The organism is Metabacillus flavus, from assembly GCF_018283675.1.
GTDB lineage: Bacteria > Bacillota > Bacilli > Bacillales > Bacillaceae > Metabacillus_B > Metabacillus_B flavus.
Genome location: NZ_JAGVRK010000001.1, coordinates 2,199,477 through 2,212,596 on the forward strand (window position 1 = coordinate 2,199,477; position 13,120 = coordinate 2,212,596).

The following is a 13,120-nucleotide window of genomic DNA, read 5'->3' on the forward strand; positions in this document are numbered from 1 at the left end:
ATTTTACCATGCAGCTTCTTTCCCTGCAACTGATATGTATGTTAAAAAGAGGAACCTTCAGTCCGGTTCCTCTTGGGTGTGGATGATTTTGTCAAGATGCCAGACTCAATACTTATCATACAGAGTGTGTATGATTAGTTTCCTCTCCAGGGACGAAGCGTGGGAGATCGCGTGAAGCAAATCTTCCCTTGCCGTTCCGATGGATTGGACTCCTGCACTGTCTGCTGCCTGGTCTGATAGGGATTCAAACGAACGATTCAGCGCATTTGTGATCCGCTGAAATTCTTCATTGCCCAGCATAAACGGCCCCACTCCTTTTTACACAGATACTGCCAGTTTATGCCGGGTACAGGTGCTTTATACATTTCTTGGCGGTTTCGGCCCCCAAAATTGATAATAATCTGTTCGAAGAAAGCCATTGAAAAGCTTGCGTTTTTTCGTTGCCTTTTTCCCGTAAAATTTTTCAAAATCAGGATTGGAAGTAAGCATATAAACAGACCAGGTGTCTATTCCGTTAAAAGCCTGCCCCATCTGCCTGTACATACTCTCTACTTCCTTTTTATCCCCTAAGCGCTCACCATAAGGGGGATTTCCGACAACCACTCCATATTCCAGTGGTGAGGTAAAATCCCTTACCTGCATCTGCTTGAACTGGATTAAATCTGCCAGACCGGCTTCTTCTGCATTTTCCTTGGCGATTTCTATCATCCTGTGGTCAATATCACTGCCCATTATTTCAAGCTTCTGATCATAATTGGCAAGATCTTCAGCTTCCATTCTGGCATCATTCCATACTTTTTTTCCGATCCAGTCCCACTGCTCAGAGGCGAACTCGCGATTGAAGCCAGGTGCGATATTTTGACCGATCAGTGCCGCTTCCATCGGGATCGTTCCGGATCCGCAGAATGGATCCGCAAACGGTTTATCCGGGTTCCAATTCGTAAGCATCACTAGAGCTGCTGCCAGTGTTTCTTTTAACGGTGCCTCCCCTTGTCCGATCCGGAATCCTCTTTTATGAAGACCTGTCCCGGATGTATCAAGTGTGAGTGTACAGATATCTTTATGCAGTGCAACTTCTATCCGATATAGAGGACCGTTTTCGTCAAACCAGCCGGATTGGTTTTTATAATGCTTCTTTAGCTTTTCAACAACCGCTTTCTTAACGATGCTCTGGCAATCAGGTACAGAAAAAAGTTTAGACTTGACCGATTTCCCAATCACCGGAAATTCGGCGTTCTCCGGTATGTAATCGCCCCAGTTTAAGGCTTTCGTTTGTTCAAAAAGATCGTCAAACGTCTCAGCTTTAAATTCTCCAACCTTTATCTTGATCCGGTCCGCTGTGCGAAGCCAAAGATTGGAACGCGCGATGGCCTTGGCGTCTCCTTTAAAAATAACTTTACCGTTTTCCGTTTCATGTTCATATCCAAGATCTCCAACCTCTTTCGCTACAAGCGATTCCAGTCCCATAGCGGAGGTCGCGATCAATGTAACATCCTTCATTATTGCAGCTCCCCATTCCTTTGAAATGGCGGCGCCGATCAGACGTGCGCCCGTTCATATTTTAACGAAAAAGCTCTCCTGTCACAAGGAGAGCCATGCATTCATCATATAGTGGGTAACTTTTACCTAATAACGTTCGATAAGCCATGTTTTGTTCCTTCGTACTGCAAACGGCTGTCGCCTCGTACTCAGGCGGCAATCATCTATCTACAGAGACAAAATGCTCTGTCTTTCCCTTTGTTCAATTTCTCCGGGAAAATGCCCCTACCATTATTTGGGTTTCTCGCTCGAGGGGTTTACCGCGTTCCACTCCTGCAATTTCTTGCAGGACTACGTCACTGTGGCACTTTCAGAGTATTAAAGCCATATTCCAAGCGGAACTTAGGCTTGTTCCCCGCCGTTAGTCCAGAAACTCCAGACTACCCTGGCTTATGAATTCGCCAGGCACGAACACTACGGGCATCTCAGCACCGTGCGAGCATGGACTTTCCTCTGCAGCCCTAAAGACTGCAGCGATTACCTGAACGTCATTATTAAGTTAGCCGCTGTTAACAGCAAAGTAAATTATAACTGGTTATAATACAGAAATCAAGAGCTAGTTTCGGAAGATCGTTCTCAGGTATGTATTAATCGTACAGCTTGCTTCCAAAAACATGTTTCTCAAGATTGGAAAGTCTTTTAAGAATATCAAAATTCGTTGTATTCGTTTGTGCAGGCTGTTTTTTATACGCTTCCTCCAGCTGTTTCTTCAATCGAAGATTTTCCTGCTGAAGCTCTTCAATTTCCTGGTGGAAAGTCTCATAGTCCTTGATGATAAAATCAAGGTATTTATCCACATCTTCTTGTCTATAGCCTCTTACAGAGGTTTTGAATTCTTTTTCAAGTATTTCTTTGGCCGTCAGCTTCACTTTGTCAGAAAGCATCTCTTTCACCCCGATCGAAAATGGTTACTTCATATTTTTTCAGAAATCCTTCCAAATGTCAATTTCCCCATTAAAGTATGTTTTTAAACAAAGTCTGGTTTCTAAAACTTGTTTGCCGGAAAGAAGATTCAGGAATACCTGATTTCTGCTCCAGGATGCCCGCTTTCCGCTGGAGGAGACTTGAGACCAGTGCAGTACCGCTATTCCCGCGCGAGTCGTCGAATTTCGGCTCTTAACAGCCCAAACAGGTTTTATTCTTCAATGAACTCGTTTACTAACAGCCCTCTTTTATTAAAACTCCTGACCAAAGTACTTATTCCCCATCCTGAAGATCCTCAACGATGTTTTGCAGGTCATAAAAGGTAAAGGCCTTAATGGTATATTCGTTTGCAGATTTCATTTTACGGGCGGTTTCCAGCATGAATTTCGGGGAACCCGGTTTTTCTTCATCATAAATGAGCAGCATACCGTCCGTTTTCCGAATGAGAAATTGGTTTTTCATGATAAACTGTTTTGGATTTTCATAGGGGCGTTTTGTTATGCTGTCAACGAAGTCCGCCTCAATGAGGACACTTTCATACTGTTCTTTGTTTGGATCCTTCCATTTCTCCTCTTGATTAAGAAATGGTGTAAGCACGGCAAGATTAAGCTGCGGATACTCAAGCCTCAGCTCGATGACCACTTCCGCTGCCCATAGCTCAACTCCAAGCTGACCGCTGATCACGACCCACTCAAGTCCCTCATCTAAAAGAACCTTCAGTTCTTTTTCAATCAGCTTTTTTATGTAAAAAATAGCCGGATGGCTTTTTGAAAATACGCCCAGCTCATGCGGCTTATATCCCGTAATCACAATTGTTCTCATCTTCATCACCTGTAGAATAAGTAAAGGAGCTGATACAGTCAGCTCCTTCCTGAATCTTTAGCGCGGTCCCGGTCCGCTGCAGTTAAAGTGCTGGTGGGATACCTCGTTCACAGCAGATTGCGTTTGCGGATAATAGTGCAAATGCTGATACATCTGATGGTTAACGTTAGTAGTATGCTGAGGATGAATATGGGGCACTGCCGTAGTTGAACAGGTATTTTGCACACAGCATTGAGTAGGGTGCACGATAGGCGGCATCATATAAGGTCTTCTTCCAAACATTTTCTCCACTCCCTTAGATAAATATCTTGCTTTCCATACAAGTTATGTTAAAGGGAGTATACATGTACTATTACAAATACCTAATTTTTTGTACAAATTAAAGATAAGCGTAAAATGTTTCTTTAAAAGCAGTAAAAACATAGACCGTAACAAACAAAACAATAAAAAACAGGTAGAAAACACCTTTATGCATTGAGCATTCTCCTAACAGATGATTGGCTTACAGTCATCTATTTTACACGGTTCAGCACCGTTCTACAATTAATGTTTTGACTTGTTTGAAAATGTCACACAAATGTTAAAAATTTGGCGGAATTTCTCATTTCCTGCGCTTGCCCGGGGAATAATTACTTAATAATTTCCCATTTAAGCGATTTTTACGCTTATTTCCCTCTGATAAAATGGAATCGATGTTTTTAAGCTTCGCCAATCTATTCAGTTCTTTTGCATAAGCGATGGCAGATTCCGTCCATTTAAGGGCAAGTTCATTATTTTTTTCTGCATGCTCATAATACATAGCGAGCTGTATGGAAGCATCAATTTTTAATTTCCCTGAATCATTTGCTGCAATCTCTTCCCATGCCATAACAGCTTCCGGCCAATTTTTTTCCTTCTTGTGTTTATGAGCCACCTTATATTTCGCGTCAAAGGACTTATTAAACCCCTTTTTTGCAATTGATTCATATTCCTTGAGGGCCGTCTGATGCTCACCTGCAGTTTCATACCATCTCGCTACTTCATATTGCTCAATTTCATCTGCAGTTTGACCAGACCCTATATTTAAAAGGCTGTTTGATAAATGTGTGTAGAGGGTGATCAGTGTCAGTACATCCAGTTCATTGTGCTTTAATATGCCTTCCAGCACAGCTTCATCCTGTGTCTGGACATAATGCTGATAAATAATCGGCGCCAAATATCCAGGCACGTCGTCTTCCCTTTTAATATTGAGCATTTCCGATTCAACATTCATCAGCTTCAACGCATACTCTTTATGCTTCCACAATCTTCTGGAAGCATGATAAAGATCAAAATGGCCAAACGATGGAAGCTCTGGAACAAAATCGCGGATTAGGGTATGCCTCGTTTTTACCTGCGGCCAGTCAAAAGATTTTCCGTTATAAGTGACAAGGGTTGTAATATCTACGTATTTTAAAAAGTCCTTATAAAGAGCGACTTCATGTCCCGGTTTTGGCAATAGGTGCTGCCGGACAGTCACTTCATTTTCCGAAAAAGAGGCATGTCCAAGCAGAAAAATCATGTTTCCCGTTCCGCCGCCAAGCCCTGTTGTCTCTGTATCGAAAAAGAATAAGTCCTCAGGACGATGGCCTTTAGCTGAAAGAGGATGATTTAAGGAACTCTCATTCCATCTTTTCACGGCATCGGCGCAATCCTTCAGTTTGTATAAGCCATGCTGATAGTCCAGCGGATAAGAAATTTCACGGAGCAGGCAGAAATCCTCCCCGTATTTTACCGGTTTTAATCCGGCTGGGTTTAGCTCCGCTTTCGTTTCCTGTTTCACAGGTATAACCGGCTTTACAGGAGACGTCTCGGAGATGATGTGGTTTTTAAGACGGTTCAATTTGTTTTTCAAAGACATGGTTTTCCCTCAAATCTTTTAAAAGAGTGAGCGTATCCAGCTTTTGTGAGTCCATGCTGCCATCCGTTCCTATACAGGATGGACATCCATGTTCGCATGGGCACGCGTATATTAAGTCATGGCTTTCACCTACAAGCTCATGGAATTGTTCAAAAATCTTTTTCGACAGCCCTACTCCGCCGGGATACCGGTCGTAAAGGAAAACGGTCGGCAGCTCATTATGAGATGCTTTCACCTGCGGAACGACATGAAGATCAGATGGATCGCACATTACCTTTAATGGGGCAATATGACGAAAAACGTTTGCCATTCCCATTATAGCCTCTTCCACCCGGTCCTCGGTCCAATCCCGATTGTCCATATTCAGACTGAGCCAGGCTGAATTAGTATGAAGAATTTCTTCGGGAAGTGTGATTGGCCCTGAACCGATATTTTCATGCGTATCAAATTTAATTTTTTTAAAGATGGTTGCCATGGCCTGTACCGCTACATCTCCGAATCCGGTCTCATACTCTTCTTCACTGCCCCTTAAATCTGTTTCAAGCACCTTCAGCTGAACAGCAAGGTTTGCATCTGTATAGTAATCGGTCTTTACTTCTCTGACAAATGCTTTTTTCTCCTCCCAATCCAGAAGCTCTACCTGAAATTGAATTCCCTGGTGAAGATAGATGGCTTCATCATGAAGGAGCGTCATAGCGCTGAACCTATCCATTTCACCGATCACCTTGACCGCTGAAATATCCGACTGATCAATGATGACCACATTTTCCTGGGATGCGGATCTAAGGGAGATATTGTGGGCGGGGAACGAGGCATTCATCCAATGGAACTGTCCCCTGTTCTGTACGAGTACATGTTCTTCAGCCAAATACTCGAGGATCTCCGTAATATCAGAATCTCCAAATGAATCCTGTTCACGAAAAGGGAGCTCAAAAGCTGCGCATTTGATGTGGTCGACTAAAACAATGAGATTATTAGGATCAATGACCGCTGTTTCAGGATTCTGTTCAAAAAAGTAATCAGGATTTTGAATGATATACTGATCCAGTGGATTGGAGCTTGCAACCATGACTATAAAGGCCTCGCCGTGACGTCTCCCGGCCCTACCCGCCTGCTGCCAGGCACTGGCGATCGTCCCTGGATAGCCGGTCATAATGCACGTCTGCAGCTGTCCGATATCCACACCCAGTTCAAGTGCATTCGTACTGACGACGCCAATAATCTCACCGGACCTTAAGCCCTTCTCAATTTCCCGCCTCTGCTTCGGCAGATAGCCGCCCCGGTAGCCTCTGATGGTTTTAGGGCCTAATTTTTTCTTAATCAGTTCCTGCAAATACGTCAGGATAATTTCAACCCGTACCCTGCTTCTTGCAAAAACGATGGTTTGTATGCCATTGCTCAGGAAATGTCCGGCAAGGTCGCGGACCTCGAGAGTAGCGCTTTTGCGGATATTCATCGCTTTGTTCACAATCGGCGGATTATAGAACACAAAATGCTTTCTTCCTGATGGAGCTCCATTGTTGTCAATCAGCTCCATGATGCTTCCTGTAAGCCTCTCCCCAAGTTCTTTCGGGTTGGCAATGGTCGCAGATGTGCAAATAAAGACCGGCTCGCTTCCATAATACCGGCAAATCCGCATAAGTCTTCTTATCACGTTCGCCACATGGCTTCCAAATATCCCTCTGTAGGTGTGCAATTCATCAATCACAATGTATTTCAGATTTTCAAACAATGAGACCCATTTTGTATGATGGGGCAGTATCGCAGAATGAAGCATATCCGGGTTCGTCATGACGATATGTCCAGCCTTTCGGATTACCTGCCGAATTGCCGGCGAAGTGTCTCCATCATATGTATATGAGTTGATGGAAGCATCCATCGACTGTATCAATTCATTCATTTCACTTTTCTGATCCTGGGCCAATGCTTTTGTCGGAAAAAGATACAGAGCCCGGCTTTCGGATTTTTCCAGGACACTTTGCAGGACAGGCAGGTTATAGCAAAGGGTTTTTCCGGATGCTGTAGGAGTAACCGCAACAAAGCTTTTTCCGTTTCTTGCTGCTGCATACGCTGTGCTTTGGTGAGTGTAGAGTTCACGAATCCCTCTCGAATGAAGGGCCTCAAGCAGCTTTGGATGCAAATCTGCCGGCATAGGAGCCGTTTTCGCCTCACGCGGTTCCAGCGTTCTCCAGTGAACAATCTTCTCTTTATAGGCTTCATCCTTTTTCAGCCATTCTACAAGCTGGTCCATGGTTTTTTTCTTAAACAATACGATCACCTCTTTCCTGCTATTGTATCGAATACACGTTCGTTTTCATATACTTTTTAATGAAAAAGGCCCCTTTTCAGGGAGCCTCAGCTATATTTATTTTGCTTTCACTACGAAAATTTTAGTTTTGCCTTCATCCGTTTCCTGAGATTCAGCTTTTTCAACCGATTCCAGAATGTCGCCATTGGTGATCACGATCGGAGTAATGGTACTTGATGCTTTCTCGTTAATTAATGAAAGATCGCAAGTAATAAGAAGGTCGCCTGCAGAAACCTTGTCCCCTTCTTTCACATGCGCTTCAAAGCCTTCCCCGTTCATACTGACCGTTTCAAGTCCGATATGAATAAGGAGCTCCATGCCAGTTTCTGAACGGAGACCAATCGCATGCTTCGTATGGAACAGCTGAATCACTTCACCGTTCACAGGGGCAACAACTTTTCCTTCCGCCGGAATAATGGCAGCTCCATCACCCATCATTTTCTGGGAAAATACCGGATCGGGAACTTCTTCCAGCGTGACAAGCTTTCCCTTCATTGGAGCAAAAACGGTTTCTTCTTTTGAAACTTCTTCTTTTTTACCAAATAGTTTTTTAAACATTTTTATTCCTCCTACCGGAATGGTCCTTATTAAACATACCCGGGAAATCTTCAAATAAACACTTTTTGGCGCCCCGGGCAGTCTAAAAAACGTGTATGTACAGGAATATTAAAGCACAAAGCCTTCCACGAGACAATTTATAACCATTTTTCTTTCCGTGCATATAGTAAGATAGCCCAATGAAGAGAGGTTTGAGATAAATGGATGATAAAAACAAAAAAAATCAGACGCCTGAATTGCTTGGTTTTGACCTGGATCTTTCCAAGGCTGTGGATCATTTTTTTCATTCTTCGCCTGTAAAGCATTTTTTAAGGCAATTTGAAGAAGCTCTCCTTCAGAACGCTTCCTTTCCATATATAGATATGCAGGCATTTGAAACGGAAGACGAAGTGATTGTTGAAGCAAGTCTGCCGCCTGTTACCTTAAATGATATTGATATTGAAGTAAGCGGCCGCACTTTGACGCTCGAAATTGATCATAAAGTTCAGCACTCAGCGTCCAAAGAGGAGGCTTATTATTCACAATCTACCACATACAGCCATTTTTCAAGATCGGTTTACCTTCCTGCTGAAGCAGATGACAGTCAGATGATTACTGCTCTGCATGAAGGAAAGCTGATCATTCGTATGCCCAAAAAATGACGCAGCCAATGCGTCTTTTTTTTGCATGCAGTGAACGCTTCCGCAAATACTACCTAAAGGAGGCGAATTCATATGACAAATTACAATAAGAACATGCCGGATTTTAAACAGCTGAACGATCGATTAATAGCCGAACCTTCCCCCTCCCCTTCCATTGGAGCGGTGATTGGAAATGAGAAGCCTTCTGAACCGCTGTCAGCATTGAAGGGTAAGCAAAGGTCATGAATAAGCCATCCATGCTTAGGAATTTTTCAGACACAGATGCTGAAAAAGTAAAGAGGGCTAACTTGCAATCAGGCTTGTCCTATAAGGAAGTCCTGAATAAACTAGCCAGCGAAATGGAATATAAGAAGCATTAATCATTAAATCCGGCTATCCTGTTTTTAATTAGGAAAGCCGGATTTTTAAGCTATTTGAAAAACCCCGTCACTCCTTTGAATAAGGAACTCATTTGGTTAACAGCACTCATCATTTGCCCTGCCGTATCCATCATTTTATTGTAATCATATTGTCCATTTGATTTTTTGAATTGCGACATGACGTTTTGCATCCCTGAGCCTTGAGGCTGCTTCGGAAAGGGCCCTTGCTTCGGATATGGATAAGGGTATGGAGACTGCGGCTGAAAGGCTGTATTAGGAGTGTATTGAGCAAGATTCTGCAAATACGGGAGTGTGGGCTGGACTGGCTGGTACTGATAAAGCTGCTGATTATAATAAGGATTCGCCTGCTGATAGGCTTCGTATGGATATGCATGCTGCTGATAGACCGGAATCTGGCTTCCCCAGGATGCTTCTCTGCTTGTGCGTCTTCTTTTGACTCTTGGACTGTGCGCTTCACTGCCTTCTGGTCCATATGGATAAAACATAAATACTTCCCTCCTAGTCTGGTTTACCGCTTGTCAGTTCAGTTGCTGAAAGACGGACGGATTGGGCTAATAACCAGTTTATTCACATTCATTGTAAAGGTTCGCCGGAAGAAGAATTACTCATAACACGGAAGGCAAATTCGCATACTAACTGGGAAGGAGGAGATGAAATGGGCAGAGGGCAGCATTTTAACCATAAGCAAAAAGGGCATCAATCCGAACAGCCGGAATACGGACAAAACGTTCCCCCCAAACAGGATGAAAAAAAAGGATACGCCATAGAACCAGTAGCCAGTGAAGGCGATCGTCCAGTTGAGATCAAAGAGTAAGCTCAAATTTTAAAGGGTAGTTGACGGAGCTGTCTAAAATGGCTTGCCAAGTGCAAAAATATGAAAATCCGGAAGTGCTGGCACAGTATTTCCGGATTTTTGATTTCGATTAAGGAGTATGGTGTTTTTTAACATTTTTCTTTCCCCATAATTGTTAAGGCTGATTGGTGCGGGACGTGCGCAACTCCTTTAGCAGGTGCGGGACAGGTGAGACCCAGTTGTAAGCTTGCTCTGCAGAGGCTCCCAGCCCTTCCCGGACTCCAAGCTTTTAGTCTGTATAACGAATAATGTAAAAAGGCTGTCTAAAAAGTCCTGCTGAGAGGTACAATTCAAATTGAAACCCCCGAGATGCTGTGCATTCCGGGGGTTTCAATTTTATATTACTACTTTGAAGTAGCATAGGCAGGCTGATTGGAGCGGAAGGTGCGCGACTCCTGCGGGAGCAGCGGGACAGGTAAGACCCTGCAGGCGCTTGCGCCGCGGAGGCTAACCGCCCGCCCCGCGGAAAGCAAGCAACCCGCAGCGGAAATCAGTTAAAACCACTCACAAATATGAGCCTCTTTTAAGGTTTAGATTTTTCAAGCCACTCAATAACCGAGTTTACGACATAATCAACGGATTCCTTCGTGTTTTTATAACGGAGGGATTTTGCTTTCGGATCAAAGGATTGGAGAATTTGCTGTTCGATATTATCTACAGCCGAATCGAGCTGGGAGGGATGGACGTGTTTAGGGCGATCGGTTTTATACCGTTCCGTCAAAAGGTCCTTCCAATCGTTCGCAATTTTAGATCCCTCTTCAAAAGCAGGCTTAATTTGTGCGTAAAAATCATAGGCTGTTTCTTTCTCTTTACCCTCCATAAATCTTGCCAGGGCTTCTTCATTTATTTGTTTAAGCTTATAAGACAATTCTAATTCGATACTCAAACAGGTTCACCTCTTCGAATATCATAGCAGAACGTGATTATGAATGAAACGATGTATTCAAAACAAAGGAGCCCTCTATTGGCCATTTTCTTCCGGATGAAGCAAGCCTTGCTGTATATTCGATGTTATCCAGTAAATCTGCTGCTGAATTTCCTTTCGCCATTACTGCTTGCTCCTTGCTCATACTCACCGTTAAAATTGCAGAGCCAATCTTCTCTTCCAGCCTTGCCATATCCTCTTCAATGTCTTTAAGAAGCTCCTCAATTTCTTTGCGGTCAATTAGTTTCCCCATGTCCGATCACTCCTTTCATGTTTATAAAAATTCTCTCTTTTTCTGCTCCTCCCTTCCCCGCTGACAAAACTAGAAGGGTTTCGTCAAACAAAGTATCAAGCCCCCTCAATCCACCTCTATTCGACATCCGCAGCCGCGACAAAGAGAATGAAATTTCCCCAAAGGTAAACAATAGATGCTAGGAGGTGCTAATATGAATAAAAATAAGCCGAATACTGAACAGAAAAAACAACAGAGTAAACGTGAAACAGGAGATAAAAAACTGAATGGACAGAACCGTCCATCCGTTTAATGTCAGCAGGCAGGGATTACTTCCCTGTCTTTTTTTGAACCGTCCAGAACTCCTTAAGGAATGAAATCAGCTGCATCTGATTCCGTTTTTTTCTGTGCCAATCAGTCAATTCACTTCGCCCTCTAATAGCAGGAGCGGAATAATACTTGTTTAAGTTTTGCCCATGAAACCATTCTCGCTTTGAAACGTCTATATGATGTGGTACAGCAGGAAATGCCATCCTTAAGATGGGGGTTTGCCGTATTCTTTTATCATCAAAGTACTGTTCATAATCAAACCTGGAGCCCGTGTGGGGAACGGCTGATGCAAATAAGAAGAAGTCATCCTTCCATCTGCTTTGAAAAAGCAGCCAGGCGAGCTTTTTGCCAAGTTCAATCCTTGAAGCTTTCCTTTTAAAGTCATAAACAGAATAACCGTATAGCTCCCCATTTAAAGTTGGAAAAAGAACTGTTGAAAAATGGAACACATCCTGAAAGCGATAAACGAATGATGTAAAGACTTCTTTTTTAAAAACCGGGTGTCTGATAACGGGATTGTGAATTAAATGCTGTTCATTGATAATCAACGAGGTTAGAATCCTCTCTTTATTCCGCTCATCCCAAAACGTTTGCCATTCTCTGATCATAAATGGAGAAACAGAAAAAGCTTTCAGGAGAGAAAAAAGCGGAAAGCCGATGATTTTCGAGTATTCATAAATAAGAAGCTGCGGAAAGGCATCAGAGAAAATCAGCCAATTGGCATCCTCATAGGTCAAAAACAGCTCCCTCCGCAATTTGTGGTCAAGGGCAGCCCTATAACACGATGAATGCAAATCGGTCATATTGTATCCTGCATTTCTGGATACCATGCTGGCCAGAAACGACCATTGAATTTCAGGATTCCGAATATAAAACTGAAAATAGGCATACGTTCTTGAGATATTGTCGTAATTGGCCCGCTCGAGCTGCTTGCGAATCTCACGCATCACGAAGGCTGCCTGCTGCTGATCGAATGCTTCCTTATCCATGCCTTCACCCCGATTCCTATCGTTCCCTGTTACCTTCCCAGTAATCATGGGAAATATCTCATTTTTTTATGCGAGGGATCGATTTTCTGATATGATAGAATATAGTCTTTGCCATGGGAGGGGAAATATGACTTATCGGTATCCTAACGGTAAAATATATTCACCGGTGGAAAAAGAGAAGGATTCTGCAAAAAAAAGGAGCAATCCAATATACAGCAACCGCGGGATGACGCTTGAAGAAGATTTAAATGAAACAAACCAGTTTTATCTGCATCGGGGAATAGCCGTTGTCCACAAAAAGCCTACACCTGTTCAAATTGTGAATGTGGATTATCCCCGCAGAAGTGCAGCTGTTATAAAAGAGGCTTATTTCAAACAATCCTCCACTACTGATTACAATGGGATCTATAAAGGCCGCTACCTGGATTTTGAAGCGAAAGAGACGAAAAACCCGTCCTCCTTTCCGCTCCAGAATTTTCATGAGCACCAAATTACCCATATGAAGCAGGTCCTTGCTCAAGACGGTATTTGCTTCGTGATTTTGTCAGCCTTCGGGAAAATTTTTCTGCTTCCAGCCAGGCATTTAATAGGTTTTTGGGAGCGAAAAGAAAGCGGCGGCCGCAAATCCATTACAAAGGCTGAAATTGAGGAAAACGCCATCCTTATACCTCTCGGATTCAGCCCTAGAATTCATTACATTAAGGTTTTAGACGCTCTTTATTTTAATTAGATTAGTACAT

16 protein-coding genes and 1 other RNA gene are annotated in these 13,120 nt (G+C 43.2%); 4 read left to right on the forward strand and 13 right to left on the reverse strand.

Annotated features, from left to right (window positions below):
- Positions 1–105: 105 nt before the first annotated feature.
- From J9317_RS11310 to J9317_RS11350, 9 genes are all read right to left on the reverse strand, one after another.
- The gene (locus J9317_RS11310) at positions 106–300 is read right to left on the reverse strand and encodes a hypothetical protein (RefSeq protein WP_211558665.1); all 195 of its coding nucleotides are present in this window, start codon (positions 298–300) and stop codon (positions 106–108) included.
- A gap of 57 nt (positions 301–357) precedes the next feature.
- Complete coding sequence (locus J9317_RS11315; protein ID WP_211558667.1) at positions 358–1,500, reverse strand: THUMP domain-containing class I SAM-dependent RNA methyltransferase; 1,143 nt, start codon at positions 1,498–1,500, stop codon at positions 358–360.
- A gap of 135 nt (positions 1,501–1,635) precedes the next feature.
- An RNA gene (gene rnpB, locus J9317_RS11320) (RNase P RNA component class B) lies at positions 1,636–2,028 on the reverse strand.
- A gap of 98 nt (positions 2,029–2,126) precedes the next feature.
- The gene (gpsB, locus tag J9317_RS11325) at positions 2,127–2,423 is read right to left on the reverse strand and encodes a cell division regulator GpsB (RefSeq protein WP_211558669.1); all 297 of its coding nucleotides are present in this window, start codon (positions 2,421–2,423) and stop codon (positions 2,127–2,129) included.
- 313 nt (positions 2,424–2,736) lie between these two features.
- Positions 2,737–3,285: an SLOG family protein gene (locus tag J9317_RS11330; RefSeq protein ID WP_211558671.1), complete on the reverse strand. Its 549-nt coding sequence runs from the start codon at positions 3,283–3,285 to the stop codon at positions 2,737–2,739.
- Positions 3,286–3,342: 57 nt separating this feature from the next.
- Positions 3,343–3,567, reverse strand: a complete 225-nt coding sequence (locus J9317_RS11335) for a CotD family spore coat protein (RefSeq protein WP_211558673.1) — start codon at positions 3,565–3,567, stop codon at positions 3,343–3,345.
- A gap of 319 nt (positions 3,568–3,886) precedes the next feature.
- The gene (locus J9317_RS11340; protein WP_211558675.1) at positions 3,887–5,164 is read right to left on the reverse strand and encodes a ribonuclease H-like domain-containing protein; all 1,278 of its coding nucleotides are present in this window, start codon (positions 5,162–5,164) and stop codon (positions 3,887–3,889) included.
- Complete coding sequence (locus tag J9317_RS11345; protein WP_211562306.1) at positions 5,133–7,415, reverse strand: DEAD/DEAH box helicase; 2,283 nt, start codon at positions 7,413–7,415, stop codon at positions 5,133–5,135. The genes J9317_RS11340 and J9317_RS11345 overlap by 32 nt, the downstream gene beginning before the upstream one ends.
- 114 nt (positions 7,416–7,529) lie before the next feature.
- Positions 7,530–8,030, reverse strand: coding sequence for a PTS sugar transporter subunit IIA (locus tag J9317_RS11350; protein WP_211558677.1), 501 nt, complete (start codon positions 8,028–8,030; stop codon positions 7,530–7,532).
- A gap of 200 nt (positions 8,031–8,230) precedes the next feature.
- Here J9317_RS11350 and J9317_RS11355 point away from each other — a divergent pair, with 200 nt between their 5' ends.
- Together J9317_RS11355 and J9317_RS11360 are read left to right on the forward strand one after the other, a co-directional pair.
- Positions 8,231–8,671 carry an Hsp20/alpha crystallin family protein gene (locus J9317_RS11355; protein WP_211558679.1) on the forward strand — a complete coding sequence of 147 codons (441 nt, stop codon included), beginning with the start codon at positions 8,231–8,233 and terminating at the stop codon, positions 8,669–8,671.
- Positions 8,672–8,743: 72 nt separating this feature from the next.
- Positions 8,744–8,896 (forward strand): hypothetical protein, encoded by a 153-nt coding sequence (locus tag J9317_RS11360; RefSeq protein ID WP_211558681.1) that lies wholly within the window; start codon positions 8,744–8,746, stop codon positions 8,894–8,896.
- Between the two features lie 184 nt (positions 8,897–9,080).
- Here the strand turns inward: J9317_RS11360 and J9317_RS11365 are convergent, their stop codons facing one another.
- Positions 9,081–9,536, reverse strand: a complete 456-nt coding sequence (locus J9317_RS11365; RefSeq protein WP_211558683.1) for a YppG family protein — start codon at positions 9,534–9,536, stop codon at positions 9,081–9,083.
- Between the two features lie 170 nt (positions 9,537–9,706).
- Between J9317_RS11365 and J9317_RS11370 the strand changes: the two genes are divergently transcribed.
- Positions 9,707–9,865, forward strand: a complete 159-nt coding sequence (locus tag J9317_RS11370) for a hypothetical protein (protein ID WP_211558685.1) — start codon at positions 9,707–9,709, stop codon at positions 9,863–9,865.
- Between the two features lie 562 nt (positions 9,866–10,427).
- Here J9317_RS11370 and J9317_RS11375 read toward each other — a convergent pair.
- The 3 genes from J9317_RS11375 to J9317_RS11385 form a co-directional block, all read right to left on the reverse strand.
- Positions 10,428–10,790 (reverse strand): DUF1798 family protein, encoded by a 363-nt coding sequence (locus tag J9317_RS11375; RefSeq protein WP_211558687.1) that lies wholly within the window; start codon positions 10,788–10,790, stop codon positions 10,428–10,430.
- A gap of 37 nt (positions 10,791–10,827) precedes the next feature.
- Positions 10,828–11,082 (reverse strand): hypothetical protein, encoded by a 255-nt coding sequence (locus J9317_RS11380; protein ID WP_211558689.1) that lies wholly within the window; start codon positions 11,080–11,082, stop codon positions 10,828–10,830.
- Between the two features lie 308 nt (positions 11,083–11,390).
- The gene (locus J9317_RS11385) at positions 11,391–12,428 is read right to left on the reverse strand and encodes a DUF2515 family protein (protein ID WP_249292141.1); all 1,038 of its coding nucleotides are present in this window, start codon (positions 12,426–12,428) and stop codon (positions 11,391–11,393) included.
- A 79-nt stretch (positions 12,429–12,507) separates the two neighbouring features.
- Between J9317_RS11385 and recU the strand changes: the two genes are divergently transcribed.
- On the forward strand, positions 12,508–13,110 hold the full coding sequence (gene recU / locus J9317_RS11390) for a Holliday junction resolvase RecU (protein WP_211558691.1): 603 nt from the start codon (positions 12,508–12,510) through the stop codon (positions 13,108–13,110).
- Positions 13,111–13,120: the final 10 nt, after the last annotated feature.

Bases quoted from the DNA above. Each gene is read 5' to 3' on its own strand.
- J9317_RS11310 (WP_211558665.1), bottom strand. From the start codon at position 300: ATGCTGGGCAATGAAGAATTTCAGCGGATCACAAATGCGCTGAATCGT.
- J9317_RS11370 (WP_211558685.1), top strand. From the start codon at position 9,707: ATGGGCAGAGGGCAGCATTTTAACCATAAGCAAAAAGGGCATCAATCC.
- J9317_RS11350 (WP_211558677.1), bottom strand. From the start codon at position 8,030: ATGTTTAAAAAACTATTTGGTAAAAAAGAAGAAGTTTCAAAAGAAGAA.
- J9317_RS11355 (WP_211558679.1), top strand. From the start codon at position 8,231: ATGGATGATAAAAACAAAAAAAATCAGACGCCTGAATTGCTTGGTTTT.
- J9317_RS11315 (WP_211558667.1), bottom strand. From the start codon at position 1,500: ATGAAGGATGTTACATTGATCGCGACCTCCGCTATGGGACTGGAATCG.
- J9317_RS11385 (WP_249292141.1), bottom strand. From the start codon at position 12,428: ATGATTACTGGGAAGGTAACAGGGAACGATAGGAATCGGGGTGAAGGC.
- J9317_RS11335 (WP_211558673.1), bottom strand. From the start codon at position 3,567: ATGTTTGGAAGAAGACCTTATATGATGCCGCCTATCGTGCACCCTACT.
- gpsB (WP_211558669.1), bottom strand. From the start codon at position 2,423: ATGCTTTCTGACAAAGTGAAGCTGACGGCCAAAGAAATACTTGAAAAA.
- J9317_RS11340 (WP_211558675.1), bottom strand. From the start codon at position 5,164: ATGTCTTTGAAAAACAAATTGAACCGTCTTAAAAACCACATCATCTCC.
- J9317_RS11360 (WP_211558681.1), top strand. From the start codon at position 8,744: ATGACAAATTACAATAAGAACATGCCGGATTTTAAACAGCTGAACGAT.
- recU (WP_211558691.1), top strand. From the start codon at position 12,508: ATGACTTATCGGTATCCTAACGGTAAAATATATTCACCGGTGGAAAAA.
- J9317_RS11365 (WP_211558683.1), bottom strand. From the start codon at position 9,536: ATGTTTTATCCATATGGACCAGAAGGCAGTGAAGCGCACAGTCCAAGA.
- J9317_RS11330 (WP_211558671.1), bottom strand. From the start codon at position 3,285: ATGAGAACAATTGTGATTACGGGATATAAGCCGCATGAGCTGGGCGTA.
- J9317_RS11380 (WP_211558689.1), bottom strand. From the start codon at position 11,082: ATGGGGAAACTAATTGACCGCAAAGAAATTGAGGAGCTTCTTAAAGAC.
- J9317_RS11345 (WP_211562306.1), bottom strand. From the start codon at position 7,415: ATGGACCAGCTTGTAGAATGGCTGAAAAAGGATGAAGCCTATAAAGAG.